The 26,795-nt window shown below is 72.3% G+C and carries 24 protein-coding genes; 12 read left to right on the plus strand and 12 right to left on the minus strand.

Features of this window, described 5'->3' with window-relative positions; translation table 11 throughout:
• Positions 1-14: 14 nt before the first annotated feature.
• The 5 genes from EDF19_RS10160 to treS all read right to left on the minus strand — a co-directional run bounded on the left by EDF19_RS10160 (position 15) and on the right by treS (position 4,960).
• Positions 15-596 (minus strand): TerD family protein, encoded by a 582-nt coding sequence (locus EDF19_RS10160; protein WP_123680780.1) that lies wholly within the window; start codon positions 594-596, stop codon positions 15-17.
• A 22-nt stretch (positions 597-618) separates the two neighbouring features.
• Positions 619-1,206 carry a TerD family protein gene (locus tag EDF19_RS10165; protein ID WP_123680781.1) on the minus strand — a complete coding sequence of 196 codons (588 nt, stop codon included), beginning with the start codon at positions 1,204-1,206 and terminating at the stop codon, positions 619-621.
• A 46-nt stretch (positions 1,207-1,252) separates the two neighbouring features.
• Entirely contained in the window at positions 1,253-2,380 is a 1,128-nt protein-coding gene (locus EDF19_RS10170; protein ID WP_123680782.1) for a DUF475 domain-containing protein, read from the minus strand.
• A gap of 76 nt (positions 2,381-2,456) precedes the next feature.
• On the minus strand, positions 2,457-3,215 hold the full coding sequence (locus tag EDF19_RS10175; RefSeq protein ID WP_185022779.1) for a 3'-5' exonuclease: 759 nt from the start codon (positions 3,213-3,215) through the stop codon (positions 2,457-2,459).
• A 35-nt stretch (positions 3,216-3,250) separates the two neighbouring features.
• Positions 3,251-4,960 (minus strand): maltose alpha-D-glucosyltransferase, encoded by a 1,710-nt coding sequence (treS, locus tag EDF19_RS10180; protein ID WP_123680783.1) that lies wholly within the window; start codon positions 4,958-4,960, stop codon positions 3,251-3,253.
• Positions 4,961-5,073: 113 nt separating this feature from the next.
• Here treS and EDF19_RS10185 point away from each other — a divergent pair, with 113 nt between their 5' ends.
• Both EDF19_RS10185 and EDF19_RS10190 read left to right on the plus strand, forming a co-directional pair.
• A complete protein-coding gene (locus EDF19_RS10185) occupies positions 5,074-6,093 on the plus strand; it encodes an alpha/beta fold hydrolase (protein WP_123680784.1) in 1,020 nt (339 codons plus the stop codon).
• A gap of 5 nt (positions 6,094-6,098) precedes the next feature.
• Positions 6,099-7,163: a glycosyltransferase family 1 protein gene (locus EDF19_RS10190; protein WP_123681004.1), complete on the plus strand. Its 1,065-nt coding sequence runs from the start codon at positions 6,099-6,101 to the stop codon at positions 7,161-7,163.
• 157 nt (positions 7,164-7,320) lie between these two features.
• Here the strand turns inward: EDF19_RS10190 and EDF19_RS10195 are convergent, their stop codons facing one another.
• From EDF19_RS10195 to EDF19_RS10205, 3 genes are read right to left on the minus strand one after another with little or no spacing between them, the layout of a single operon-like run.
• Positions 7,321-8,061, minus strand: a complete 741-nt coding sequence (locus tag EDF19_RS10195) for a hypothetical protein (protein WP_123680785.1) — start codon at positions 8,059-8,061, stop codon at positions 7,321-7,323.
• Positions 8,062-8,101: 40 nt separating this feature from the next.
• The gene (locus EDF19_RS10200; protein WP_123680786.1) at positions 8,102-8,740 is read right to left on the minus strand and encodes a histidine phosphatase family protein; all 639 of its coding nucleotides are present in this window, start codon (positions 8,738-8,740) and stop codon (positions 8,102-8,104) included.
• Positions 8,737-9,681, minus strand: a complete 945-nt coding sequence (locus EDF19_RS10205) for a Sir2 family NAD-dependent protein deacetylase (protein WP_395859889.1) — start codon at positions 9,679-9,681, stop codon at positions 8,737-8,739. Before EDF19_RS10205 ends, EDF19_RS10200 begins: the two co-directional genes overlap by 4 nt.
• 94 nt (positions 9,682-9,775) lie before the next feature.
• Here EDF19_RS10205 and EDF19_RS10210 point away from each other — a divergent pair, with 94 nt between their 5' ends.
• Positions 9,776-10,606: an RNA methyltransferase gene (locus EDF19_RS10210; RefSeq protein WP_123680788.1), complete on the plus strand. Its 831-nt coding sequence runs from the start codon at positions 9,776-9,778 to the stop codon at positions 10,604-10,606.
• 25 nt (positions 10,607-10,631) lie between these two features.
• Here EDF19_RS10210 and EDF19_RS10215 read toward each other — a convergent pair whose 3' ends face one another.
• The 3 genes from EDF19_RS10215 to EDF19_RS10225 are packed head-to-tail and all read right to left on the minus strand — an operon-like array spanning position 10,632 to position 13,926.
• Entirely contained in the window at positions 10,632-12,155 is a 1,524-nt protein-coding gene (locus EDF19_RS10215) for an AtzH-like domain-containing protein (protein WP_123680789.1), read from the minus strand.
• Positions 12,152-13,237, minus strand: coding sequence for an acetamidase/formamidase family protein (locus EDF19_RS10220; protein ID WP_123680790.1), 1,086 nt, complete (start codon positions 13,235-13,237; stop codon positions 12,152-12,154). Before EDF19_RS10220 ends, EDF19_RS10215 begins: the two co-directional genes overlap by 4 nt.
• Positions 13,234-13,926: a FadR/GntR family transcriptional regulator gene (locus tag EDF19_RS10225; protein WP_123680791.1), complete on the minus strand. Its 693-nt coding sequence runs from the start codon at positions 13,924-13,926 to the stop codon at positions 13,234-13,236. Before EDF19_RS10225 ends, EDF19_RS10220 begins: the two co-directional genes overlap by 4 nt.
• A 136-nt stretch (positions 13,927-14,062) precedes the next feature.
• Between EDF19_RS10225 and EDF19_RS10230 the strand changes: the two genes are divergently transcribed.
• The 4 genes from EDF19_RS10230 to EDF19_RS10245 are packed head-to-tail and all read left to right on the plus strand — an operon-like array spanning position 14,063 to position 18,633.
• Positions 14,063-15,385, plus strand: a complete 1,323-nt coding sequence (locus EDF19_RS10230) for an amidohydrolase family protein (RefSeq protein ID WP_123680792.1) — start codon at positions 14,063-14,065, stop codon at positions 15,383-15,385.
• The gene (locus tag EDF19_RS10235) at positions 15,378-16,013 is read left to right on the plus strand and encodes a DUF1097 domain-containing protein (RefSeq protein WP_260217085.1); all 636 of its coding nucleotides are present in this window, start codon (positions 15,378-15,380) and stop codon (positions 16,011-16,013) included. The genes EDF19_RS10230 and EDF19_RS10235 overlap by 8 nt, the downstream gene beginning before the upstream one ends.
• Before the next feature lie 25 nt (positions 16,014-16,038).
• Positions 16,039-17,268 carry a D-alanyl-D-alanine carboxypeptidase family protein gene (locus tag EDF19_RS10240; protein WP_185022780.1) on the plus strand — a complete coding sequence of 410 codons (1,230 nt, stop codon included), beginning with the start codon at positions 16,039-16,041 and terminating at the stop codon, positions 17,266-17,268.
• A gap of 18 nt (positions 17,269-17,286) precedes the next feature.
• Complete coding sequence (locus EDF19_RS10245; RefSeq protein ID WP_123680794.1) at positions 17,287-18,633, plus strand: serine hydrolase; 1,347 nt, start codon at positions 17,287-17,289, stop codon at positions 18,631-18,633.
• 153 nt (positions 18,634-18,786) lie between these two features.
• On the opposite strand, the gene EDF19_RS10250 is transcribed toward EDF19_RS10245, so the two are convergent.
• A complete protein-coding gene (locus EDF19_RS10250; protein WP_123680795.1) occupies positions 18,787-19,581 on the minus strand; it encodes an SGNH/GDSL hydrolase family protein in 795 nt (264 codons plus the stop codon).
• 23 nt (positions 19,582-19,604) lie between these two features.
• Here EDF19_RS10250 and EDF19_RS10255 point away from each other — a divergent pair, with 23 nt between their 5' ends.
• The 5 genes from EDF19_RS10255 (at position 19,605) to EDF19_RS10275 (ending at position 26,770) form a co-directional block, all read left to right on the plus strand.
• On the plus strand, positions 19,605-20,768 hold the full coding sequence (locus EDF19_RS10255) for an acyl-CoA dehydrogenase family protein (RefSeq protein ID WP_123680796.1): 1,164 nt from the start codon (positions 19,605-19,607) through the stop codon (positions 20,766-20,768).
• A 234-nt stretch (positions 20,769-21,002) separates the two neighbouring features.
• Positions 21,003-23,303: an FUSC family protein gene (locus tag EDF19_RS10260; RefSeq protein WP_123680797.1), complete on the plus strand. Its 2,301-nt coding sequence runs from the start codon at positions 21,003-21,005 to the stop codon at positions 23,301-23,303.
• Between the two features lie 37 nt (positions 23,304-23,340).
• Positions 23,341-24,585, plus strand: a complete 1,245-nt coding sequence (dinB, locus tag EDF19_RS10265) for a DNA polymerase IV (protein ID WP_123680798.1) — start codon at positions 23,341-23,343, stop codon at positions 24,583-24,585.
• 224 nt (positions 24,586-24,809) lie between these two features.
• The gene (locus EDF19_RS10270; RefSeq protein ID WP_123681005.1) at positions 24,810-26,564 is read left to right on the plus strand and encodes a DEAD/DEAH box helicase; all 1,755 of its coding nucleotides are present in this window, start codon (positions 24,810-24,812) and stop codon (positions 26,562-26,564) included.
• Entirely contained in the window at positions 26,561-26,770 is a 210-nt protein-coding gene (locus EDF19_RS10275; protein WP_123680799.1) for a hypothetical protein, read from the plus strand. The genes EDF19_RS10270 and EDF19_RS10275 overlap by 4 nt, the downstream gene beginning before the upstream one ends.
• The last annotated feature ends 25 nt before the right edge of the window (positions 26,771-26,795 follow it).

Consider the following 26,795-nt stretch of genomic DNA (forward strand, 5'->3'; position numbering starts at 1 on the left):
TGGGGGAGAAGCGGTCAGTCGAGGATGACGCCGTAGTCGGTCGCCACGCCGAGCAGCCCGGTGGCGTAGCCCTGGCCGACGGCCCGGAACTTCCACTCGTTGCCGTACCGGTAGATCTCGGAGAAGATCATGCCGGTCTCGGATGCGGCGTCCTCGGTGAGGTCGAACCGCACGACCTCGTTGCCGGTCTCGTCGTTCACGACGCGGCAGAACGCGCCACGGACCTGCCCGAAGTTCTGGCGGCGGGCGTCGGCCTGGTCGATCGTGACGACGATGACGATGCGTTCGACGTCGGCGGCGACGAGGTCGAGGTCGATGAGGATCTGCTCGTCGTCGCCCTCGCCCTCACCGGTGCGGTTGTCGCCCTGGTGGACGACGGAGCCGTCGGCGGACGCCAGCTGGTTGTAGAAGATGAAGTCGTCGTTCGACCGGACCTTGCCGGTCGAGGCGACCAGCAGCGCCGAGGCGTCGAGGTCGAACTGCTCGCCGGCCGTCGTGCGCGGGTCCCAGCCCAGGCCGATCATGGCGCGGCGGAGCCCCGGGTCCGTCTTCGTGAGCGAGAGGTTGGTGCCCTTGGACAGGGAGAGAGAAGCCATCAGGAGTCCTCCGTTCGAGGGATCAGAGTGCAGCGGTCGCCGGGGCGACGAGGTCCTGCACGGTCCGGCCGTTCGCGCGCTCACCGGTCGCGGTGAACGTCCATCCTGCTCCGGTGCGCGAGACCTTCGCCATCACCATCGCGGTGTGGGTGCCGGACTCGGTCAGCTGGTACCGGACGACCTCGGGCGAACCGGCCGTCGAGTCGTCGACGACGCGGCAGAACGCGTTCTGCACGTTGTCGAACGTCTGCCGGCTGTAGCTGCTGATCACGAAGACGATCTGGGACACGGCGCTGTGCACCGCGCCGAGGTCGATCCGGATGGTCTCGTCGTCGCCGTCGCCGGCGCCGGTGAGGTTGTCACCGGTGTGCTGCGCCGAGCCGTCCTTGCTGCGGAGCTGGTTGAACCAGACGTAGTCGACCGGGGTGCCCTGTGCGTCGAAGAAGATCGCCGAGGCGTCGAGGTCGACCTCGGCCTCTTTCCGGCCGCCGAACAGGCCGCGCTTCGCTGCGACGGCGTCCCAGCCGAGTCCGAGCCGGACGCGCGACAGTGCGCTGCCGTCGGACTTCGTCAGGGAGAGCGCCTGACCCTTCTGGAGGCTGAGACCCATGGGAGAACCTTTCGTGGTGGTGGAGTGCCGGGGGTACGGTCGCCGCTCAGCGGGACAGGACCGACGGCTCGGGACGTGCGTCGGCGTGCGCCTTCTGCCGGTTGCGGACGACCGAGGAGATGAACGCGGCGAGGATGAAGACGACGCCGATGAGGCCGGTGACGACCTCGTTGACCTCGGTGGTGATCGTGACGAGCAGGATCACGGCGAGGGCACCGATCGCCCAGTGCGCGCCGTGGTCGAGGTACTCGAACTCGTCGAGGGTGCCCTGGCGGACCAGGAAGACCGTGAGCGACCGGACGAACATGGCGCCGATCAGGCCGAGGCCGAGCGCGATGATGATCGGGTCGGCCGTGATCGCGAAGGCACCGATGACGCCGTCGAACGAGAAGGACGCGTCGATGACCTCGAGGTAGAGGAAGAGCAGGAACGCGGCGCGCCCGGCGACGTGGCCGAGTCGACGCTTCTTGCCGATGCGGTCCGCCTCGGCGACCATCTCGCCGGTGTTCTCGAACGAGTTGCCGTCGTCCTCGGGGTCGTCGACGTCGAACAGCCCGCCGAGTCCCGTGACGAGGAAGTACGTGACGAGGCCGGCGATGCCCGCGATGAGGACCGTTGACTGGTGGTCGCCGGAGGTCGCACCGAACAGGGCGAGGAGGGCGAGCGCGACGACGACGTTGACCATCGGGAGCTTGCCGATGAAGAGCAGCGGTCGTTCGAGCCACTTCAGCCAGAGGATGTCGCGCTCCTCGAACATGAAGTCGAGGAAGATCATGAGCAGGAACATCCCGCCGAACGCGGCGATCTGCGGGTGGGCCTCGTGGAGGAGGTACGCGTAGGTGCCGGGTTCCTCGATCGAGCCCTTCTCGAGCGCGAGCCGGACCGCTTCGACCGGGTTGAGCTGCGCCGTCACCGCGACGATGAGGAGCGGGAAGAGCACGCGCATGCCGAAGACGGCGATGACGATGCCCACGGTGAGGAACATCTTCTGCCAGAACGGGCTCATCCGCTCGAGGATGCGGGCGTTCACCACGGCGTTGTCGAAGCTGAGGCTGATCTCGAGCACGCCGAGGATCAGCGTGATGACCACGGCGCTCCAGCTGCCGTACACGAGCGCGGTCGCGAGCGCGAGGACGGTGATCACGAGGGACCACCCGAAGGTCTTCAAGAACACGTGTGACGATCTCCCGTTGTGCTTCAGCCAGCAGCGATGCGGGGACTGATGCGTCGATCGGCCCCCTCGCGAGATGCTACATGCTCCCGCTGGCGTTCCGGTGGGGCCACCGACCGTCGGCTGTGAACGAGGGATCGCGCTTCTTCCGCATGTACTCCTGGAACGACGTGGCCTGCTCGGCGCACCAGCCGACCTGCTTGCGGTGGAGTTCCTCGGCGCTGATGCCGAGGTCGTCCGGGTACTTGCCGGCGATGGCCTGGGCGACCCGGCCTGCGGCGATCGCGTCCGCGCCGGCGTCGTGCGCGTCGTCGAGGGTGACGCCGTAGAGCTCGGACGCCGCCTCGAGCGTGCGCTTGCCCTTGCGGAAGGTGTCGAGCGCCTTGTCGATCACCAGTGGGTCGACGACGTTGCCGATCACGGGGGAGGCGATCCCGTGCCGCTTCGCCTCGCGGTCGAGGACGGTGAGGTCGTAGGGGGCGTTGTAGATCACGAGCGGGATGCCGCGGGCGAACACGGCCTCGATCGCGGCGATGATCTCGGCGACCACCTCGGCGGCGGGACGCCCCTCGGCCTGGGCGCGCTCGGTCGTGTACCCGTGCACTGCCGCGGCGCCCTCCGGGATCGCGATGCCGGGGTCGGCGATCCAGGCACCCTCGGCGATCGATGCACCCGTCATGTCGATGAGGCCGACGTGGGCCGTGACGATCCGGGCGGTCTCGACGTCGACGCCGGTGGTCTCGAGGTCGAAGACACCCAGTGCGTGCCACCAGGGACGACCGGAGAGGTCCTGGGCCGAGGCGGGCGGCGTGTCGAGTTCTGCTGCGGTGAACGTCACGCGGTCAGGCTAACCGGGCGCACCGACACGCCCCGCTACCCGACCGGCGCGCCGACGTGCAGCCAGTAGAACGACTGCGTGCCCATGGTGAGCGTCACGGAGCCGTCCTCGTCGAACGAGGGGAAGGACCCGCCGCCGAAGAGGTCGTAGAGCGGACGACCAGCGAACTCCGGTGCCGACACCGTCACCGACGTCGGGTTCGTGGCGAACGAGAACACGCAGAGGACGTCCTCCGCCGAGGGACCGAACTGCTGGCCGGAGCCCTCCCACGAGCGGACGAACGCCAGGACCGACTCGTTCGAGGTCTCCTGCACCTGCAGCGTCCCCATGCCGAACACCGGGTGGGCCTTCCGCACGTGGATGACGTTCCGGACCCAGTGCAGCAGGGACCGGGACTGGGCGAGCTGCGCCTCGACGTTCACCTGGGCGTAGTTGTAGACGAGGGACTGCACGACGGGCAGGTACAGCTTGCCCGGGTCGGCGGTGGAGAAGCCCGCGTTCCGGTCCGGGGTCCACTGCATCGGCGTGCGGGACGAGTCGCGGTCCGGCAGCCAGATGTTGTCGCCCATGCCGATCTCGTCGCCGTAGTACAGGAACGGCGACCCCGGCAGCGAGAACAGCAGCGCGTGGATGAGTTCGAGCTCGGCGCGCGAGTTGTCGAGCAGGGGAGCGAGGCGGCGCCGGATGCCGATGTTCGAGCGCATCCGGGGGTCGTAGCCGTACCAGCCGTACATCGCCTGCCGGTACTCCTCGCTCACCATCTCGAGGGTGAGCTCGTCGTGGTTCCGGAGGAAGACGCCCCACGCCGCGCTCTCCGGAACGTCGAGGGTCTCGGACAGGATCGCGGCGAGCTCCTTCGCGTGCTGGGCGCGGAGCGAGTAGAAGATGCGCGGCATCACCGGGAAGTCGAACGCCATGTGGCACTCGGGCTCCTCGTCGGTGCCGAAGAACGCCGCGGTCTCACGCGGCCACTGGTTCGCCTCGGCGAGCAGGACACGGCCGGGGTACTCGTCGTCGACCATCGACCGGAGCTTCTTGATGAACTCGTGGGTCTCCGGCTCGCCCTCTCCGTTGCCCTCCTCCGACTCGAAGAGGTACGGGATGGCGTCGAGACGGAGCCCGTCGACGCCCAGGTCGAGCCAGTGCCGGACGACGTCGTACACGGCCTCGACGACGGCCGGGTTCTCGAAGTTCAGGTCGGGCTGGTGCGAGAAGAAGCGGTGGAAGAAGAACTGCCGCCGGACCGGGTCGAACGTCCAGTTCGACTCCTCGGTGTCGACGAAGATGATCCGGATGTTCGAGTACTCCTCGTCGGTGTCCCGCCAGACGTAGAAGTCGCCGTAGGGGCCGTCCGGGTCCTCGCGGGACTGCTGGAACCACTCGTGCTGGTCGCTGGTGTGGTTGATCACCATGTCGATCACGATGCGCATGTTCCGCTCGTGCGACTTCGTGACGAGCTCGCGGAAGTCGTCGAGGGTGCCGAACTCGGGCAGGATCGCCTTGTAGTCGGCGATGTCGTAGCCACCGTCGCGCATCGGCGACTGGAAGAACGGCGGCAGCCACAGCGCGTCGACGCCGAGCCACTGCAGGTAGTCGAGCTTGCCGATGACACCCTGGATGTCACCGATGCCGTCACCGTTCGAGTCGACGAACGACCGGATCATGCACTCGTAGAAGACCGAGCGCTTGTACCACTGCGGGTCGAGCGTCAGGCCGGGCAGCTGGATCGGGGCTGTGAAGGTCACCGTGCTCCTCGTGGTCGACGCGGGCCGGTGGCTGGGCCCGCCTCGGACACGATAGGCGCGCGATGCTCCGGGTGTCCGGGGTTTCGTCCGGTTGTCTTCGTAGACTGGCGCGGATGCAACCGCCCGTGCTCTCCCCGTACCAGTCGCTGATGGCTGCCACCCCGGTCGTCCACCGGGCCGTGCAGGTCGACGGCCGCACCACCCACTACTGGGAGTACGGGCCGTCCGACGCGGCCGAGACCGTCCTCGCCGTGCACGGGTTCCGCGGTGACCACCACGGGCTGGAGACGATCGCCGCGCACCTCGAGGGCGTCCGCGTGATCGTGCCCGACCTGCCCGGGTTCGGGATCTCCGACCCGCTGCCCGTCTCCGACGTCGAGTCGTACGTCGCGTGGCTGACCGGCTTCCACGCCGCGCTCGGCCTCGGCCGCGACACCGTCGTGCTCGGGCACTCGTTCGGGTCGATCGTGGTGTCCGCCACCGTCGCGGCCGGGCTCGACACCCGTCTGCTCGTCCTGGTGAACCCGATCGCCGCCCCGGCGCTGCAGGGTCCTCGCGCGGTCGGCACCGGTATCGCGATCGGCTACTACCGCGCCGGAGCGGTGCTGCCGAAGCCGGTCGGCCTCGGCATCCTGCGCAACGCCGCCATCGTGCGCGTGATGAGCATCGCCATGCTGAAGTCGCACGACCGCGACCTCCGCCGGTGGGTGCACGACCAGCACGACCGGTACTTCTCGGCCTTCGCGAACCGCACGAGCGTCCTCGAGGCCTTCCGTACGTCGGTCACCCACGACGTCTCCGAGTACGCCGACCGGATCGAAGTGCCCGTGCTCATGATCGCCGCCGAGCACGACGACATCACCGCCGTGCCCGAGCAGCGGACCCTCGCCGGCCGGCTGCGCGACGCCGAGCTCGTCGTCATCCCCGGCGTCGGACACCTGGTCCACTACGAGACCCCCGGGCCGGCGGCGGCCGCGGTCCTCCGCCGGATGGCGGACACACCGGCGCGCACCGGACGCGGGGGGAGTGCCAAGGCAGGCCGGCCGACGGGCGCGGGACGGGCCTCCAGGAAGAAGAACGCACCGGACGTGAGCGCGACGACCGACGCGACCACGGGGACGGACGCCTCGTGAGCCGGCTGCGCATCGGCATCGACTGTCGCTACGTCCGCATCGGCCGCCACGACGGCATCAGCCGGTTCACCGCCGGGGTCGTCCAGAACCTGCCCGACCGGCACGACTACACCCTGCTCGTCCACGACGAGCGGCAGCTCGAGTCGCTCCGCGACGACCTGCCGTGGGAACTCCTGCCGGCGCCGACCGACGCCGGCGAGCCGCTGATCGCTCGCCGGGTGAACCGGCTCGGGCTCGATGCGGTGTTCTCACCGATGCAGACGATGGGCGCTCGTGGGCGGGCGTACGCGCTCGTGCTGACGCTGCACGACCTCATCTACTACCGGAACCGCACGCCCCCGCGCGAGTTCTCGTGGCCGATCCGGCTCGGGTGGCGCGCCTTCCACCTGTCGTGGGCACCGCAGCGGTTCCTGCTGAACGGGGCCGACGGGGTCGTGACGGTGTCCGAGACCACCGCGGGGCTCATCACCGACCACTGGCTGACGAAGCGGCCCGTGACCGTGGCGTACAACGCTGCCGACCCGGCGCCGCCGCGCGCTGCCGGTGGACCCCGTGAGCGTTCCCTCGTCTACATGGGGTCGTTCATGCCGTACAAGAACGTCGAGACCCTGGCGGCCGCGATGCCGCTCCTCGGCGCCGGGTGGACGCTGCACTGCATGTCGCGCGTGTCCGACGCCGACCGGGCTCGGCTCGACGGGCTCGCCCCCGCCGGTGCGATCGTGTTCCACGACGGGGCGACGGACGACGAGTACCTCGACGTCCTCCGGTCCGCGACGGCGCTGGCGACGGCCTCGTACGACGAGGGCTTCGGCATCCCGCTGGTCGAGTCGATGGGCGTCGGTACCCCGGTCGTGGTGAGCGACATCCCGATCTTCCGGGAGATCGGTGGCGACGCGGCGGAGTACTTCGACCCGGCGTCGCCGTCCGCGGTGGCTGCGGCGGTCCGGCGCGTCGAGGAGCGGTGGGACGAGGCATCGGCGCAGTCGGTCGAGCGGGCCGGTCGGTTCCGCTGGGAGGACTCGGCCGAGCAGGTCGTGCGGGCGGTCGAGCGGGCCGTGGCCGGGCGCTGACGCGGGCGCGGTGCGGGCGCGGTGCGGGGGCGGGCGCGGCGCGGGGGCGCGGCGCGGTGCGGTGCGGGGTGGGGGCGCACGAGGTTCGCGACGATCCACGAGGTGATCGTCTCGTGTTTCGTCGCGATGGGCGTGCACGACTGCGGCGGAGCAGCACCTACCCCGCGGCGACCACCTCGACGCGCGCCCCGGGGAACACCGCGTGCGTCTCCGCGGTCACCCGAGCCACGATCGGCGGCACCGCAGCGCCGCGACCGGGGGTCTCGACGACGATCGACTGGTCGGCCGCACGGTCCGAGGGGGTCCCGCCGCGTGCCCACGAGCACCGGACGGCCGTGACGCCGCCGATGTGGTCGAGCCGGTCCGCGAGCACCAGACGCTTCGCGGTCACGGCACGGGATTCGGACACACCCACCTCGAGGTTGCCGAGGTCGGCGATCGCGACCACCCGCACCCCGTTGCCCCCGGCCGAGTCCGCGGCGCGGCTCAGCGTCGAGACGAGGTCCTTCCGAGCCGCGGCGTCGAGCGACGGGTCGGCGGTGATCGTCGCGGTCGCGTCGTAGCTGGCGAACCCGGTCTTCTCGGCCTGGTGGTGCCGGACCTCGGTGACGCCGGGGACGCCGTCGAGTTCACCGTCGAGGCGGTCGAGCGCCATGTCCGGCCGGGGGAACACGCCGCCGATGCCCGTCTGCACGGTGCCGACGATGGTGCCGAGCACCAGGACGATCACCCCGGCGACGACGACGGTGCCGCCGCCGATCGCGAGCCAGGTCCGGGCGCGCTGCGCTCGTGATCGGGTCTGCACGCTCGCGGTCTCGGGGCCGAAGGCACGGTCGAGGTCGTCGTCCTGTCGGTCGGCTGCTGGCCAGCCAGCCGGGTCGGTTCCGTCGGTCACCATGTCGCCCCCTGGTTCGGGTGCGTCGGAGCCTAGTCGCTCGTCAGCCCCGGCGTTCGAGCGGGTTCTGGTACTCGAACGAGTACCGGCCGGGGCCGTCGGAGACGTCGTCGATGGGGTCGTCGAACCGGACCAGCTCGGCGTGGAAGCGCTCCGGGTCCCACCGGAACGAGTGGATCGACCCGTTCCGGATCGGCGTGCTGTGCCGGTCGGCGGTGCCGGGAGCTGCGGCGTTCACCACGCTGCGGATGACCGCGCCGTGGGTCGCGACGACCACCACCCCGCCGTCGAACCGGACCGCGACCTCGCCGAGCGTCTCGGTGACCCGGGCGAGCAGGGCGCTGCGGGACTCACGCCCCGGGATGTCGTCGTGCGGGTACCGCTCGACCACCTCGGTGTCGGTGAGCCCCTCGGCCTCGCCGTAGGACCGCTCGGCGAGCCCCGGGTACGACACCGGCGCGTCGAGGCCGAGTCGCGCGGCGATGATCGCGCCCGTCTCGGCGGCGCGGACGAGCGGTGAGGCGACGACGGCGTCGAAGGACCGGCGGGTGAGGAGCTCCGCGGCCTCGGCGGCCTGTCGTCGTCCGGTGTCGTTGAGGGGGATGTCCGTGGAGCCCTGGATGCGTCGCTGCGCGTTCCAGTCGGTCTCGCCGTGCCGGACCAGGTACAGGAGCGTCGTCACGCCTCGATCATCCCAGACGACGGACCGAGGGGGTCTGCGCCGGACGAGCCCGGCGCCGCGGACGAGCCCGCACCCTGCTCGAGCGGGTCCGACCCCAGCCGCTCCGCCAGGTGCACCAACGTCTCGGTGGTGCCGGCGTCGAGCTTCACGGCGGCACGCCGGTCGCTCCGGGTGCTGCCGCGGTTCACGATCACCACGGGGTTCTTGCGACGGGCGGCGTGGTCGACGAGCCGCACGCCCGAGTTCACGGTGAGCGAGGACCCCACGACCAGGAGCGCGTCGGCGTCGGCGACGATCGACACGGCCTCGCGGAACTTCTCGGCTGGCACGAACTCGCCGAAGAACACCACGTCGGGCTTGAGCATCCCGCCGCACACCGAGCAGTCCGGCACGACGAAGCGTTCGACGTCGGTGATCTCGACGTCGCCGTCGGGTTGGAGCTGCACCGAACCGGGTTCGTCGATCCAGGGGTTCGCCTGGTCGATGGTGGCGGCGAGGTCGGCCCGGGAGAACACCTGTCCGCAGGTCAGGCAGAGTGCGCGGTCCATCGAGCCGTGGATCTCGACGACCCGGCGGGACCCGGCGCGAAGGTGCAGGCCGTCGACGTTCTGCGTGACGACCCCGGTGACGACCCCGGCGTCCTCGAGCGCGGCGAGCGCGCGGTGCCCCTCGTTCGGACGCGCGGCGGCGAAGGACCGCCACCCCAGGTGCGACCCGGCCCAGTACCGCTGACGCTTGGCGGGGTCGGCCCGGAACTCCTGGAACGTCATCGGCTTCCGCACGACCCGGCCGGCGCCGCGGTAGTCGGGGATGCCGGAGTCGGTGCTCAGGCCCGCGCCGGAGAGCACCGCGATGCGCTTGCCCGCGAGCACCTCGACGACGCGCTCCAGGTCGTCGGTCACGACCGTCGGTCCGCTCGTCGACGCAGCATCATCCAGCACCCTGTTCACGGTACCCTCAACAGCCGACCGTCCCGGTCCCTTCCCGGCACCCCGGAACGACCGGCCGCCCCCGAACGAACCAGGAACGAGCCCCGTGCACCCCGTCCGCATCGACACCCTCGACGACCCCCGCCTCGACGACTTCGCCCGTCTCACCGACGTGGCGCTCCGCCGGGTGAGCGAGCCGGAGGGCGGCCTGTACATCGCCGAGTCGAACACGGTCATCGAGCGCGCGGTCCGCGCCGGGCACGTGCCGCGCAGCATCCTGGTGCAGGAGAAGTGGCTCGACAGCGTCCTGCCGCTCGTCGCCGACCACGACGGCCCCGTCTTCGTCGGCCCGGACGCCCTGCTCGAGGAACTCACCGGCTTCCGCATGCACCGCGGTGCGATCGCCGCCGTGCAGCGTCCCGAGCTGCCGACCGTCGCCGAGGTCGTGCGGGACGCGAAGCTCGTCGTCGTCCTCGAGGACATCGTCGACCACACCAACGTCGGAGCGGTCTTCCGCAGCGTCGCGGGCCTCGGCGCCGACGCGGTGCTCGTCAGCCCGCGCTGCGCCGACCCGCTGTACCGCCGGAGCGTCCGGGTGAGCATGGGCACGGTCCTGCAGGTGCCGTGGACGCGCATCGGCGACTGGCCGGCCGCCGGCGAGGAGCTGCGCGAGCAGGGCTTCCACCTCGCGGCGATGGCGCTCACCGACGACTCGGTCGACCTCGCCGAGTTCGTCCGGGACGTCCCCGGCAAGGTCGCGCTCGTGATGGGCACCGAGGGGCAGGGCCTCACGCCGGCTGCGATCGCCTCGGCCGACACCACGGTCCGGATCCCGATGGCGCACGGCGTCGACTCGCTCAACATCGCTGCGGCGAGCGCCGTCGGTCTGTGGGCGGTCACGCACGCCCAGCGGCTCGCCTCCTCGACGCGCGGCTGACACCGGCCTGGAGGCGCGGGGCACGTCAGTCCCGCAGCAGCCGTCCGGCGCGGATCACCAGGGCACGATCGGTGCCCGGCTCCCCGACGAGGCACACGCCGACGGGTGCGCCGTCGACGGTGAGCGCCGGGGCGCTGACCGCGGGGAGCCCGCCGACGCTCGCGAGGCTCGTCATCGCGGTGGTCGCGGTCCGGGTCCGTTCGAGCGTCGCGGTGTCGGCGGAGACGAGCGGTGCTGGTCCGGGGACGGTGGGGAACAGGAGCGTCCTGCCGGCGAGCGCCGTGCGGATCGTCGCTCGCACCGTGCCGAGCCGTGCGACGGCCTCGGCGGTGGCGGTCGGGTCGTTCGCCCGGGCGGCGGCGAACCGGTCACCGACGACGGTGCTCAGCGCGCCGGGGTGGGCGTCGATCCAGGCGCCGTGGGCGGCGACGGCCTCGGCGGCCTGCACGAGGCGCAGGAGTTCGCGCAGCTCGTCGAGTGACGGGATCCCGAGGTCGGCGAGGTGCACGGTGCGGACGGGTTCGTCGAGTCCGGTGACGAACGTCCCGAAGGCCTCGGCGGTGTCGGGTTCGACGAGGTCCAGCAGTTCGGCCGGCACGAGCAGCTCCACATCGGTGCCTGTTGCGGCCGGCGGCACCGTGGCGTCGAGTGCGCCGAGCAGCACGTCGGAGCCTCGCGTGAGCCACCCCACCGTGTCGAACGACGGCGCGAGCGGCAGCAGCCCCTTGCGGGACACCGAGCCGTGCGTCGTCCGGAGGCCCCAGAGTCCCTGGTACGAGGCGGGGACCCGCACCGATCCTGCGGTGTCCGTGCCGATCCCGATCTCAGCCGTGCCGAGACGGACGGCCGATGCGGAACCGCTGGACGAGCCTCCAGGCAGTCGGGTCGCGACCGCCCCGTTGGGCGGGGTGCCGTGGTGTTCGTTGCGTCCCGTCAGGTTGTAGGCGAACTCGTCGGTGCGCGCGATCCCGCGGATCGCCGCGCCGGCGGTGAGGAGCGCGTCCACGGCGGCGGCCGGGACGGTCTCGGCGGCTGCCTCGCGCAGGAACGTCGGGTTGCCGGCACCGACGGGGTGACCGGGGACGGCGTAGAGGTCCTTCACCGCGACGGTCATGCCGTCGAGCGGGCCGGCGCCGCTCGCGGGGACCAGTGGGTCGCCGACCACGCGCCAGATCGTCGTGTCGAACGCCTTCGGCCGTCCGGTGACGTGCGCTGCCTCGATGCGCCAGGTGTCGCCGTCGCGCCGCCACAACTGGGTCTGGAGACCCTGCCCACCGTCGGTGAACCCGGACACCGAGACGACGAGCGCGAGCCCGTCGGCCAGGGGGCGGACCTCGACCCGCGTCAGCGACCGGGTCTGGACCCCACCCCGCGCGCTGCGGAACGCGCTGATCGCGTCGTGCCCGACGAGCAGGCCACGATCGTCGCCGCGCATGGTGCCCGGGGCGTCGACGAAGGCGGCGTCGAGTGCGTCGAGGTCGTTCGCGGCGAGGGCGGCCTCGTACGCGTCGAGGGCGTCGAGGAGGCCGTCGGGTGCTCCTGCGGTCATCGGGTGGGCTCCTCGAAGTCGGCCTTGCGGATGCGGGCGTGCGCCCCGGTGACCAGGTCGACCACCTGCGAGATGTTGAAGTCCGTCGCGGCCGACAGGTACGCGTAGGCGAGGTGTCGCTCCATGCCCCAGCGGGCGCCGAGGATCGCGACGGCGTGCCGGACGCAGGCGCGGACCGCCTCGTCGAGGTCCGGGTCCATCCCGGTCGGGACGAGGAACTCGTGGGTCTCGACGAGCGGCCACACCAGGTCGCCGAACTGCCGCGCCGCCTGGTCGGCCGGCGTCAGGTCGAACCGGACGGTCGCGCGGAGCGAGGCCTCCATCGCGGTGAGCGCGACTTCGCCGTCGCCCTGCGCGAAGTGCGGGTCGCCGACGTACGCCAGCGCACCGGGGACGAGGACCGGCAGGTGGAGCTGCGCGCCGACCTGCAGCAGGTTCACGTCGATGTTGCCGCCGTGCCGGCCCGGTGGCACCGAGTGCAGCCGCTCGCCGGGGGTGGCGACGCCCATGATGCCGAGGAAAGGGGCGAGCGGGAAGTGCGCGAAGCGGTCCCGGGCCGCGGTGAGCGGGATGCGCCCACGGTCGCCTGCAGCGGTGGCGACCACGTCGGCGAAGACGCTCACCGTCGTGCCGTCGACCGGGTACTCCCCGCGCAGGGCACCACGGCCGTGCCGGTTCGACACCACCCCGTAGTGCACGCGCGGCAGCGTCTCGAGCACCGTCATGGTGAGGACGTCGCCGGGCTCGGCGCCCTCGACGGCGACCGGACCGGACACCACGTGCGGGCCGTCGACGCCGGCGTCCCGGTGGCCGCTCCTGGCGATCGCCACGGCGTCGTCGAGGACGTGCTCGGGCGCGACGCCGTGCGACCTGAAGTACGCGAGGGGGTCACTGCCCTGGTCGGGCAGGATCCCCTCGTGGCTGACGGTGTCGATGGTCACGTCCTCACCGGACGCGACCGTGATCGCCGGGCGGTCGTCGCCGTTCGGCAGCCGACCCCAGTGCACGGTGCCCGGTTCCACGGGCAGGTAGCGCGACGAACGGATCGGGCCGTCGCCGGGCTGCAGGGTGGGGACGGTCATCGGTCGGCCTTCCGTTCGACGAGGTGGGCGACGTCGGCGAGGTGAGCGGTCATCGCGTCGCGCGCGCCGTCCTCGTCGTGGCGCTGGATGCAGTCGAGGATCCGCTCGTGCCAGACGAACGACGACCGGCGTCCCTCGCTGGTGCTGTGCGACCGGGCACGGACGTCCTGTACCCACCCGCTGCTGAGCTCGCACAGGGACACCAGCAACGGGTTGCCCGAAGCACGTGCCACCTGCACGTGGAAGGCGACGTCCTGCGCCAGGGACTCCTCCGGGCTGAGTCCGGCGTGCGTCGCGGCGAGGATGCGTTCGAGGGCGAGCAGGTCCGCCGCACCGGCGCGGGCCGCGGCGAGGCCGGCCACCCGGGGTTCGACCACGGTGCGGAACTCGGCGACGTGCTCCGCGCGCTGCGCCAGGTCGTCGCCGTGGGCCGCGCCGGTCTGGTGCTCCAGCAGCGCGGTGGCCTCCTCGGAGCGCGGCAGGACGACGGTGCCGCGGCCGGGGGTCCGCGAGACCAGTCGGCGGCGCTCGAGTTCCTGCATGGCCTCGCGCACGGTCGTCCTGGACACCGCGAGGTCCTCGGCCAAGGTCCGTTCCGGCGGGAGCTTGTCACCGGGCGCCAGGTCCTCGAGCACCAGACGTGCGAGGTGCGCAGCGGTCGCGGCGCTCAGGGTGCGTCCTCTCTGCATGGGCAGGAGCCTACGGTCCATTGGTCTGCTTGGTTCATTGGTACGACCAGCTTTTACACGCTCGTCACACGGGGCGTCGGAACCGGAAACACGGCGGGCGAATGGTGGGTCACGTCCGATCCGAGGAGGACCCACCATGGACCTGATCCTGCGAACCGCACGGCTGACCGACGGCCGACTGGTCGACGTCCACGTCACCGACGGCACGATCGTCCGGGTCGCCGACGCCGGTGCCGACGGGGCACCGACCGGTGCGGCGGACGTCGTGGACTGCGCCGGCCGCGTCGTGATCCCTGGGCTCATCGAGGCGCACCTGCACGTCGACAAGGCACTGCTCGACCGCGAACGGCCCAACCCGGACGGCACCCTCGCCGGCGCGATCGCCGTGACGGGGGAGCTCAAGCGCGGCTTCACCCACGACTCCGTGCGCGACCGGGCCCGGACCCTGCTCGACCAGGCGATCACGAACGGCACCACACTCGTCCGCGCGCACCCCGACGTCGACCCGATCGTGGGACTGACCGGTGTCGAAGTGCTCCTCGGCCTGCGCGACGAGTACCGCGACGCCCTGGACCTGCAGGTCGTCGCGTTCCCGCAAGAGGGGATCGCGAAGGCCCCGGGCACGCTCGCACTGCTGCGGGAGGCGCTCGCCGCGGGAGCCGACGTCATCGGCGGCTGCACCTACAACGAGGCGACCCTGGCCGCGTGCCACGAGCACGTCGAGACCGTCCTCGACCTCGCCGAGGAGTTCGGCGTGCCGGCCGACCTGCACGCCGACTTCGCCGACGACACGTCCGATCCGCGGTTCGCCCTCGCCGGACACATCGCCGACCAGGTCGCCGCGCGGGGACTGCAGGACCGGGTCGCCCTCGGACACGTGACGTCGCTCGCGAGCCTGCCGCGAGCCTCGCGCACCGACCTGCTCCTGAAGCTGGCCGCAGCGGGCGTCGCCGTCGTGCCCCTGCCGGCCACCGACCTGCACCTCGGCGGACGCTCGGACGACCACGACGTCCGGCGCGGCGTCGTCCCGGTCCGCGAACTCTGGGCGGCCGGCGTCACCAGCGCCTACTCGTCGAACAACGTCCGGAACGCGTTCACCCCGTTCGGCAACGCGGACATGCTCGACATCGGGCTGCTGCTCGCCCAGGTGGGGCACCTGTCCGGCCCGGACGACCTCGCGCGGGTGCTCGAGATGGCCACGGCGTCCGCGGCCGGGGTCGTCGGGGTCGCGGACACGTACGGCATCCGGCCCGGAGCGGCGGCGGACCTCGTCGTCCTGTCCACCACCGATCCGGCGGGCGTGCTGCTCGACCGGCCTGACCGGGACCTCGTCCTCAAGCGCGGCCGCGTCGTCGCGGAGACCACCAGGACCACCCGACTCACCAGGCCCACCCCCGGACTCACCACCGGCCTCACCACCGGACTCACCACTCGATCGAAGGAACCCATCCATGCGTGAACGGATCCCGCACGAGGTCGTCGCCTCGGTCCTCGCCGGCGCGACGGCGTTCATCGGCGGCAACGCCCTGCACCTGCCCACCTGGGCGATCTTCATCAGCTGGGCGGGGATGTTCCTGCTCGGCGCGAAGCCCACGCTCCGGAACGCCACCCGGCTGTGGGCAGCGATGCCGATCGGGTCCGCGTTCGGACTCGTGATCGTGCTGCTCGACCAGCGCTTCGGCACGGTCCTCGGAGCCGGTCAGGCCGCGCAGAACACGGTGCTGGCGGTGCTCATCCTGGTCGTGAACTGCGCCCTCATGTACACCGGCCGCACGAAGCTGTTCGGGCTCGTTCCCGGGATGTTCCTCGGGTTCGCCTCGTTCTTCGCCACGTGCTTCGGCGGGTTCGGGTTCGACCCGGGCAACGCGTGGGCGGCCTGGCTGTCGGTCGTGGCGATGAACGCGCTCGGCCCGGTGTTCGCGTACCTGTCCCGTCGACTGACCTTCGCCCGCGCCGACGCGACGGTGACCGCGCCCGTGCCCGACGCGAGCGCGACGGTGCCCTCCGCTGCGACCCCGACCGCCGCGTCCGCCGCCCCGAACCCGACCACGGCGTCCGCCGAGCCGCCCGTCGCAGCCCGGGTCTAGGCGCGGCCCGGTACGCTCGGGTCCCGTGTCACGAGTCGTCCGCCGCCCCCGTTCCGCCGTCCGGAGGCCGGTGACGATCTCCGTCATCGCGGTGCTCGTGCTGGCGGTGGGCTACCTCGTCGCCGCGGCCGTCGTGCCCTTCGCCCCGGCGAGCGCCACGACCACCACATACTCGGCCCCGACGTCGAGCGTGCCCGCCCTGAGCTTCCCCGGCTACGGCGCCACCGCGGTCGAGGCAACCGACTTCCCGGAGAGCCTCCGCACCAGCGGCGACACGAAGCCGCGGTCGATCGCGAGCATCACGAAGGTCGTCACGGCGTTGGTCGTGCTCGACGAGAAGCCGATGGCGGCGGGGGAGTCCGGCCCGGCCATCACCTTCACGCCGAAGATGGAGTCGCTCTACGCGAAGTACGCCGCCCTGAACGGCGAGGTCGCCCCGATGCCCGCGGGGCTGGAGCTCACCGAGCACCAGGCGTTCCAGGTGATGCTCATGAAGTCGGCGAACAACTACGCCGGCGCCCTCGCGATCTGGGCCTTCGGCTCGATCGCCGAGTACGAGCAGGCGGCGACGAAGTGGCTCGAGGAGCACGACCTCGACGACACCACGATCCACGAGCCGACCGGCCTCGACCCGGACAACACCTCGACGGCGACGGACCTGGTCGACCTCGGGCAGCTCGCACTCGCGAACCCGGTGGTCAAGGAGATCGTCGGCACGAAGGACGTCACGATCCCGACGGTCGGCGAGATCGAGAACTCGAACAAGCTGCTGGGGCTCGACGGCATCGAGGGCATCAAGACGGGCACCCTCGACGAGGCCGGCGCGTGCCTGCTGTTCGCGGCGACGTACGAGCGCGGCGGGCGGGACGTCACGGTCATCGGCGTGATGCTCGGCGGGGTCGACCACGACTCGCTCGACGTCGACGTGCAACGGCTGCTCCGGTCGGTCGCGGACAACTTCCAGGTGGTGACGCTGACCCACGCCGGGCAGACCTTCGGGACGTTCTCGACGCCGTGGCAGGACGAGGCCGACGCCGTGAGCGCGAAGGCTGCAGAGGTCCTGGTGTGGGGGAAGACGAAGGTCCGCGCGAAGGCGCACCTGGACCGTGTCACCCTCGGGACGAAGGGCGAGCGGGTCGGCAAGGTCCGGTTCACCGTGACGGACCACGACCCGGTGACGGTGCCGCTCGTGCTCGAACGAGCCATCGACGACCCGGGCGTCTGGTGGCGCTGGACGAACCCGTTCCAGGGCTAGCGCCGTAGGGTCGGACGGGTGACGACGACGACGACGTTCCCCCGGACCACCCCCTCCGCCCTCGGCATCGACGCCCGCGGCGTGCTGGCGTTCCTCGACGCGCTCGAGTCCACCCCCGACGTGGAGCCGCACAGCCTGGTGCTCCTCCGGCACGGGCAGGTCGCCGCTTCCGGGTGGTGGCACCCGTACGCCGCCGACCGCGTCCACCTGCTGTACTCGCTCAGCAAGAGCTTCACCGCCGCCGCGGTCGGGATCGCCGTCCGCGAGGGCCTGGTCGACCTCGACGCGACGGCGCTGTCGTACTTCCCCGAGCTCGACGCCGAGGTCGTCGACGAGCGCAGCCGGCGGATCCGCGTGCGACACCTGCTGGCGATGGCGAGCGGCCACCGCGAGGAGACCATCGACCGTGTCCGCGCGCTCGATGCGGAGGACACGGTCCGCGGGTTCCTCCTGCTGCCGCCGGACGAGGAGCCGGGCACCGTCTTCGCGTACAACCAGCCGTGCACGTACACCCTCGCCGCGATCGTCCGTCGGGTCAGCGGCGGCTCGCTCGTCGAGTACCTCCGCCCGCGGCTCCTCGACCCGCTCGGCATCGACGACCTCGCGTGGCGCCGTGACGACTCCGGCGCGGAACTCGGCTACAGCGGCTGCTACGCCCCGACGGCCGCGGTCGCCGCCCTCGGGCAGCTGTACCTGCAGCGCGGCGTGTGGGAGGGCGAGCGGATCCTCGACGAGGACTGGGTCGCCGCCGCGACGAGCACGCAGGTCGCGAACCCGGACGAGGGCAACCCGGACTGGTCCCAGGGCTACGGCTTCCAGTTCTGGATGGCCCGGCACGGCTTCCGCGGCGACGGCGCCTACGGGCAGTTCTGCGTCGTCCTGCCGGAGCACGACGTCGTCCTCGCGCTCACCGGCCAGAGTGCGGACATGCAGGCGGTCCTCGACGCGGCCTGGCAGCACCTGCTGCCCGCCTTCGACGGTCCGTCGGACGCGGCCGCGGACACCGCCCTGGAGGCCCGACTCGCCTCCCTGGGGCTGCCTGCGGTGATCGGCGGGCCGCTCCATGGCCTCGCCGACGTCGGTCCGTTCGCCCGCGACGGCGACGGGTGGCGGCTCACGCTCGACGTCGACGGTGGCAGGTTGTCCGTTCCGGTCGGCCAGGGGGAGTGGCTGGTCGAGGGCGCGCTGGCGGCGAGCGGTGCGGTGGACCCCGACGGCAGCACCGTCACGGTCGACGTGCGGTTCGTCGAGACCCCGCACCTGGCGCACGTCCGGATCGACACCACCACCGGTGCGGTCACGTCGTCGTGGGCGACCGAGCCGCTGCACGACGGACCACTCACGCTGCGGCGGCCGACGGACTGAAGGCCCTCACACGCGACCGCGCCCGCACGCGACCGCGCCGCACGCGACCGCGCCCGCACGCGACCGCGCCCGCGCCCCGTAGTGGGCGTCGCGCCCCGGCTCATGGGGGCGCGACGACCGTGCAGGGGCGCACTGCGCGGACCCGACGGACGACTAGGGCGTGTCGGACTTGTGCTCGGTGACGATCTGGAGCTCCGGGCGCTTCGCGGACACGCCGTCGCCGGAGGACGTGTGCTTGATGCGCCGGACCACCCACGGCACCAGGTACTCCTTCGCCCACCCGAGGTCCTCGGCCCGTGCCTCGCGCCAGGGCCGGGACTCGAGCGGCTCCGGGTTGAACGGTTCGAGGCCGTGCGGCACCCCGAGGGTGTCGAGCACCGCCGCGGCGATCGTGGCGTGCCCGGTCGGCGAGTGGTGCAACCGGTCGGGTGCCCACATCCGCGGGTCGCGGAGCACCCGGATCGCCCACATGTTCGCCACGAGGGCTCCGTGCTTCAACGCGATGGCGTGCAGGTTCTCGTTGTAGATCGCGGTCTTGCCGCGGACCATGCCGAGCACCGGGGTCATCCCGACGTCGGGGCCGGTGAACAGCACCACGGTGGCGCCGTCGCTCCGCAGCCGCGACACCATCGCGTCCACCCGCTCGGCGAGTTCGTCCGGGTCGGAGCCCGGCCGGATGATGTCGTTGCCACCGGCGGACACCGTGACCAGGTCCGGGCGGAGGGCGAGTGCCGGCTCCACCTGCTCGTCGATGATCTGCTGCAGCAGCCGCCCGCGGATCGCCAGGTTGGCGTACGCGAAGTCGTCGGACCCGTGGGCGAGCACCTCGGCCACGCGGTCCGCCCAACCCCGGTTGCCTCCGGGGACCGTGGGGTCGGGGTCGCCGATCCCCTCGGTGAACGAGTCACCGATCGCGACGTACCTGGACCACGGATGACGATCTGACACGCTCCGGACCCTAGTCTCGTGCCATGACGAAGGCCAACACGGGGGTCCCCGGCTGGACGGTGCCCGACGACCTGCTCGCCCGCATCGCCGAGCGCGCTCCCGGGTACGACGCGGCGAACACCTTCTGCGTGGAGGACCTCGACGAGCTCCGCGCCGCCGGGTACCTGCGCATCGGGGTGCCGGTCGAGCAGGGCGGCTCCGGACTCGGCCTCCGCGCCACGGCAGCGGTGCAGCGGACGCTCGGCCGGGCCGCCCCGGCGACGGCGCTCGGGCTCGGGATGCACCAGGTGTGGGTGCAGGCGGCCCGCGCCGTGTCCGCGCGAGGTGAGTCGTTCCTCCAGGCCGTCACCGACCACGCGGCGGACGACCACCTGCTCGCGTTCGGGGTGAGCGAACCCGGCAACGACGCCGTCCTGTTCGACTCATCGACGACGGCGGAGCCGGACGGCGACGGCGGGTACCGCTTCACCGGCACCAAGGTCTTCACCTCGCTCGCACCGGCGTGGGACGTCCTGAGCGTCTTCGGCAAGGACGACTCCGGGCCGGAGCCGCGGTTGGTGCACGGCTTCGTGCTGCGATCGGACGGCGACGTCGAACACCTGGACGACTGGGACACCCTCGGCATGCGGGCGACGCAGAGCCGCACGACGAAGCTGCACGGCGTGCACGTGCCCGCGGAGCGCATCGTCCGGTCGTTGCCCGTCGGCCCGAACCAGGACCCGCTGGTGTTCGGCGTCTTCGCGTCCTTCGAGCTCCTCATCGCGTCGGTGTACGTCGGCATCGCGGAGCAGGCGATCGCGCTCGCGGTGTCGTCGGTCGCCGGACGGACGGCCCTCGACGGCACGCCCCGGTCGGCGGACCCCGACGTCCGTCGGGCACTCGCGGACCTCCGAGGCGCGGTCGACGCGATCACGCTGCAGGTCGACTCCCTCGCCCGGTCGGTGGACGAGCTCGACGACCTCGGGGCCCGGTGGTTCCCGCTCCTCGTCGGCACGAAGGCGCGGGCGGTCGACACCGCCCAGCACGTCGTCGACGAGGCGATGCGCGTCGTCGGCGGCTCGGCGTTCCGGTCGACGAGCGAGCTCGCGCGCCTGGCCCGGGACGTCCGAGCGGGGCAGTACCACCCGTCGACGCGGGACTCGGCGGCGCGGACCATCGCGGCGTCGGTGCTGGGGCCGCTCGGCTGAGGTGCCGCGGCGCGGCGCGGGGTCGCACGGTGCGAGGTGGGCGGCGCGGCGCGGGGCCGCGCTATGCCGCACGGTGCGAGGTGCCGACCACGGTGGCAGCCGCGCGGCCCCGCACCATGCGCGGAACCTCGCACCGTGCGACCACGACCTCGCACCGTGCGACCCTCGCCCGCTCCCGAACTAGTTCGAACCCGGTACGATTGGCCTCCCGAGCGAAGAGGAGGCGGCCGACTCGTGCCGACGACCGACACCACGAACCGGACCGCCCCGCGCCGACGGAGCCGCACACGACGGTTCGCCGACCGTGTCCTCGCGCTCGACCCCGGCCTCGTGAAGACCGACGGCGCGCTCCGCACCCTGGTCGCCGTCCCCGCGGGCATGGCCGTCGGGTACGCCGTCGCCGCGGTCTTCGGGCTGCCGGGGATCCTCGGCGTGATGATCGGCGCGATGCCCGCGTTCATCACGTGCCTCGTGATCGTCGACCCGAGCTCCGGCCGGACCGCCGCCCGCACCGGTGCCGTGCTCGTGCCGTTCGTCGTCGCGCTCGCGGGGAGCATCGCCCTGCAGCCCTTCCGGCTCCTCGAGCTCGTGCTCATCGTGGTGCTGCTCTTCCTGCAGTTCGCCGCCGCGTCGTGGGGTGCGTGGGCGTCCGACGCCGCGATCGTCGGGTTCGCGGGCTACCTGTGCGGGCTCCTCCTGCCGCTGCCCGAGACGAGTGTCGTCCCGCTCGCACTCGTCGTCGCCGGCTCGCTCGCGGTGACCGTGCTGGTGCGGCTGCTGCTCCGACCGGACCCCCACCGGGCGCTCCTGCGGACCCGTCGCGGCTTCGTCGCCCGCGGCTCGGACGTCCTCGAAGCCGCCGTGGCCGTCCTCGCCGCCGCCGAGGACCCGGCTGCCCGGCGTCGGACGCTCGCCCGGCTCCGACGGCGACGCGACCGGTACCACGAGATCGCGCTCACCGTGGACGGGATGCTCGCCGCGAGCGGGGTCGATGCCGACACCGCTGCCGAGGAACTCCACCGGCTCGTCTTCGACACCCACTTCGCGATCGACGAACTCGGCCGTTCGGCGGGTGCGCTCGTCGAGCACGGTGCCCCGGCCGACGTGCGGCACGCGGTGCTCCGGGCGTTCACGATCGTCCTCCGGCACGGCGGGAGCCACGGCGATGAGGCCGCGCACACACTGCTCGCCCGGTACGGCACGACGCCTTCCGCCGCCGACCCGGCGTCCCGCACGAGCGCCGTCGTCCGACGGGCCGCCGCCGAGTTCGCCGACCTGCGCGTCGCGGGGGACCGATGGCGTGCGCTCCGCGACGACCTGCCGCGCCACGGAGCCGGGGTGCCGTTCGCGACGCCCGTCGTGCTGGCCGGGGGTCGCCCTGCCGGTGCGGTCCCGATCCTCGCCGACGCCGTCGCCGAGGGGCCCTGGCGTCGCTGGCACCTCACCGCGTCGCTCCGCACCGCCGTGCACGCCGCGATCGCCGTCGCCGTCGTCGAGCCCCTCGCGCTGCTGCTCGACGGCAGCCGCTTCTACTGGGGCGTCATCGGCGTGATGATCGTGCTGGCCGGGACGAACACGACCCACGAGCGCGTCCGGAAGGGCCTGCACCGCGCGGTCGGCACGGTCGTCGGTGGCGCGGTCGGCATCGTCCTGGTGCACCTGGTCGGCACCACCCACCCCTGGGTCACGCTCGTGCTCGTCTGCGTCCTGCTCGCGGTCGGCACCTACGGGTTCGGCGGCGTGTACGCGGTCTGGGCCGCCTGCCTCGTGGTGGTGCTGTGCCAGGTGTACGCGTTCTCCGGCACCTTCACGGACACGCTCATCCCGATGCGACTGGCCGAGAACCTGCTCGGTGCCGCCGTCGCGGTCCTCGTCAGCGCCGTCGTCTTCCCCATCGCGACGCGTGCCGTCGTGCGCCGCGCGGTGGGCCGGCAGCTCGAGGCGGTGCGCGCCTTCGTGCTCGCGCTGGTGGGGGTCGACGCCGACCAGACGGACGAGGTGACGGGCGAGCCGGACGCGAGCCGTGCCTCCAGGCCGTCGCCCGCCGTTCCCGACCTGCGTGCCCGGTCGCGGGCCGTGGACGCAGCCACCTACCAGCTCGACGCGGTGCTCCGTCCGATGGTGCGGTTCCCGACCGGCGGGCCGGCCCGCGCCGACGCCAGGACGCGGACCTCGCTGCAGGCGGCCGCGGCGTTCGCGCGCGAGGCAGCCGGGAGGCTCGGTGCGGCCCCGCAGGACCCGCCCGCCGCCCTGCGTGGTGCGGCCGAACGCCTCGCCGAGTCCGTGGGCGAGCTCGCGTCCGCCATCGCGGACGGCCCCCGGTCCGCAGCGCCGACGGCGGTCTGGGTGCGGGTCGGTGACCGGCTCGACGCGGCCGTCGCGTCCGCTGCCGGCCGTCCCGACCAGCCAGCGATCGAGGCCGCGGCGCACGCCCTCGGTCGCGTCGACGAGGCGCTCGCCCTGCTCGCCGACCGGCACCGCGCCACCGTCCTGGGGGAGTCCGCGCCGTCGTCGGTCGCGACGCGGACGGCGTGACGGTGGCGATGTCGGTGGGGCCTGGCATCATCGCCGTGTGAGCAAGCAGGACGGAAGCAACCGGCTCGTCTCCGACGCCCCGGTGGACGACGTCTCGGCGACCGTGCTGCACGTCGACATGGACGCCTTCTTCGCCTCCGTCGAGCTGCTCGACCGGCCGGACCTGGTCGGACTGCCGGTGATCGTCGGCCACGACTCCGACCGGTCCGTGGTGACGGCCGCCACGTACGAAGCCCGGCGGTACGGCGTGAACTCCGCGATGCCGATGGCCGTGGCGAAGCGCCGGTGCCCGAACGCGATCATCGTCGAGCCGCACTTCGAGAAGTACCGGGACAAGTCCGCCGCGGTGATGGCGATCTTCGACCGGTTCACCCCGCGGGTCGAACGGCTCGGCATCGACGAGGCGTTCCTCGACGTCGCCGGGGCACTGCGGCTGTACGGCACCCCGTGGCAGATCGGGCAGGCGATCCGCCGGACCGTCCACGCCGAGACGGGGCTCCACTGCTCGGTCGGCGCCGCGTCCACCAAGTTCGTCGCCAAGCTCGCGTCCAGCCGGTCCAAGCCGAACGGGTTGCTCGTCGTCCCCGAGCAGGACACCATCGCGTTCCTGCACCCGCAGCCCGTCTCCGCGCTGTGGGGTGTCGGCGGCAAGACGCAGGAGACCCTCGAACGCCGCGGCATCCGCACGGTGGGTGACCTCGCGAACACGCCGCTCGGATCGCTCGTGTCCGCGCTCGGGCCCGCCGGCGGCCAACGCCTGCACGACCTGTCGTGGGGACGCGACCCCCGGGTCGTCGACACCGGCGTCGGCGAGAAGTCCATCGGGCACGAGGTCACGTTCGGCCACGACCTGACCGAGCGCGACGACGTCGCCCGCGAACTCCTGCGGTTGGCCGACAAGGTCGCGGTCCGCCTGCGCCACGCCGACGTGCAGGCCCGCACCGTCGCGCTCAAGGTCCGCTACACCGACTTCACCACGCTGACCCGTTCGCGCACCCTCGCCGAACCGACCGACGTCGCCAAGCGGCTGCACCGCGAAGCCGTCGAGCTGTACGACGTGCTGCACCGACCGGGCAACCGGATCCGGCTCATCGGGGTCCGTGGCGAGAACCTCGTGCCGGCGGCGGCGAGCAACGCGCTGTGGGACGACGACGCGCCGTGGCGCGAGACCGAGACCACCGTCGACGCGGTCGCCGCGCGCTTCGGTGCGGGCGTGCTGCGACCGGCATCCCTGGTCCGCCGCAGCCCCGACGGCCACGTCCCGCACGCCAGGCAGGACTGAGCGTGGCGGTAGAATCTCCTCCAGTGAGCGCAGCGGAGTACGAAGAGCAGCAGCCCGCCACGCTGTGGGCCGAGTCGGGGGACGACCGGGCCGGAGACGGCGCAGCGGAGTCGACCGACACGTCGTCGGGCGCATCGTCGACGGCACACGCCGACGCCGTCGCTCGGGACGAAGCCGACGCGGCCGCTCTTGCCGAAGCCGCGGGCAACTCGGCCGTCCAGCACCTGTCGCCGGCCTTCCCGGATCGCGCTGCGTGGGGCACCGCGTCGAAGCTGCGCGCCTGGCAGGTCGAAGCCCTCACGAAGTACTTCGAGTCCGAGCCACGCGACTTCCTCACCGCCGCGACCCCCGGCGCCGGCAAGACGACCTTCGCACTGCGCCTGGCGACCGAGCTCCTCGCCCGGGGCACCGTCGACCGCATCGTCGTCGTCGCGCCGACCGAGCACCTCAAGCGCCAGTGGGCCGACTCCGCCGACCGCGTCGGCATCCGGATCGACCCGATGTTCAAGAACGGCGACGGCATGTTCGGCCGGCACTACCAGGGCGTGGCGATCACGTACGCCCAGGTCGGCATGAACCCCGAGGTGCACAAGAAGATCACCGAGGGCGGGCGCACGCTCGTCGTCCTCGACGAGGTCCACCACGGCGGCGACGCACTCACGTGGGGCGACGGCATCCGTGAAGCGTTCTCCGGTGCAACCCGCCGGCTCTCGCTCTCCGGCACCCCGTTCCGCTCCGACACGGCGCCGATCCCGTTCGTGCAGTACGCCCCCGACGAGCAGGGCATCCGCACGTCGATCTCCGACTACAACTACGGCTACGGCCGCGCACTGAAGGACGGCGTCGTCCGGCCGGTGCTCTTCATGGCGTACGCCGGCCAGATGCGCTGGAAGACCCGGATGGGCGACGAGATGTCCGCGTCCCTCGGCGAGCAGGTCACGAAGGACATCACGGCCCAGGCCTGGCGCACCGCCCTGTCGCCAGAGGGCGAGTGGATGCCCGCCGTGCTCTCCGCCGCCGACAAGCGCCTGACCGAGGTCCGTCGGGGCGTGCCGGACGCCGGTGGACTGGTCATCGCGACCGACACCACCACCGCCCGCGCGTACGCCCGCATCCTGCAGCGCATCACGGGGGAGCGCCCGACGGTCGTCCTCTCCGACGAGGCCGCCGGGTCCAGCCGGATCAGCGCGTTCGCCGAGGACACCTCGCGGTGGATGGTCGCCGTCCGGATGGTGTCCGAGGGCGTCGACGTCCCGCGGCTCTGCGTCGGCGTGTACGCCACGAGCGCGAGCACCCCGCTCTTCTTCGCCCAGGTGATCGGCCGCTTCGTGCGCGCCCGGCGCCGCGGCGAGACCGCGAGCGTGTTCCTGCCGAGCGTCCCCGGCCTCATGGCCCTCGCCGCCACCCTCGAGCTCGAGCGCGACCACGCCCTCGACCGCCCGAAGGACGCGGACGACGGCATGTACAACCCCGAAGACGCGATGGTCGCCGAGGCCAACAAGGAAGACCGCGCGTCCGAGAGCCTGCTCGAGGTCCAGCCGTTCGAGGCGCTCGACTCGCAGGCGTCCTTCGACCGCGTCCTCTACGACGGCGGCGAGTTCGGTACCGGGGGCGAGGTCGGTTCGCTCGAGGAACTCGACTTCATCGGCATCCCCGGGCTGCTCGAACCCGACCAGGTGCGCGACCTCCTCCGCGCGCGGCAGGCGACCCAGGCGAAGCGCTCCAAGGGCCGCGCGGTGAAGGACGGCCTGCCGAAGGCGCCGGAGCCCGACCGCCCGATGTACATGACGATCAAGGAGCAGCGGACCGAGCTCGCGCGGCTCGTGTCGATCTGGTCCCGGCACTCGAACGAACCCCACGGGTCCATCCACGCCGAACTCCGGCGGATCAGCGGGGGACCGGCGGTGGCGCAGGCGAGCATCGAGCAGATCCAGAAGCGCATCGACGTCCTGCGGTCCCGCATCGGCGGGCGTCGGTGATCGAGGCCCGCGACGACCGCACCTGGTACGTGAAGCGCGACGCCGACGCGTCGCCCGAGGCCATCATCGACCGCTTCGGCGGGGGCTACCGCCTGCGTCGGTTCTCCCTCACGGAGTCCCGTCGGACCCCGCACGGGGTCTACACGGGCCTCGAACTCGCCGAGACGGCGTGGTGGCGGCTCCGCGACAGGCCGCGGAACTCATGACGCACCGAGCCAAAGTCCGGTAGAC

This window comes from Curtobacterium sp. PhB115 (assembly GCF_003752025.1).
Taxonomy (GTDB): domain Bacteria; phylum Actinomycetota; class Actinomycetes; order Actinomycetales; family Microbacteriaceae; genus Curtobacterium.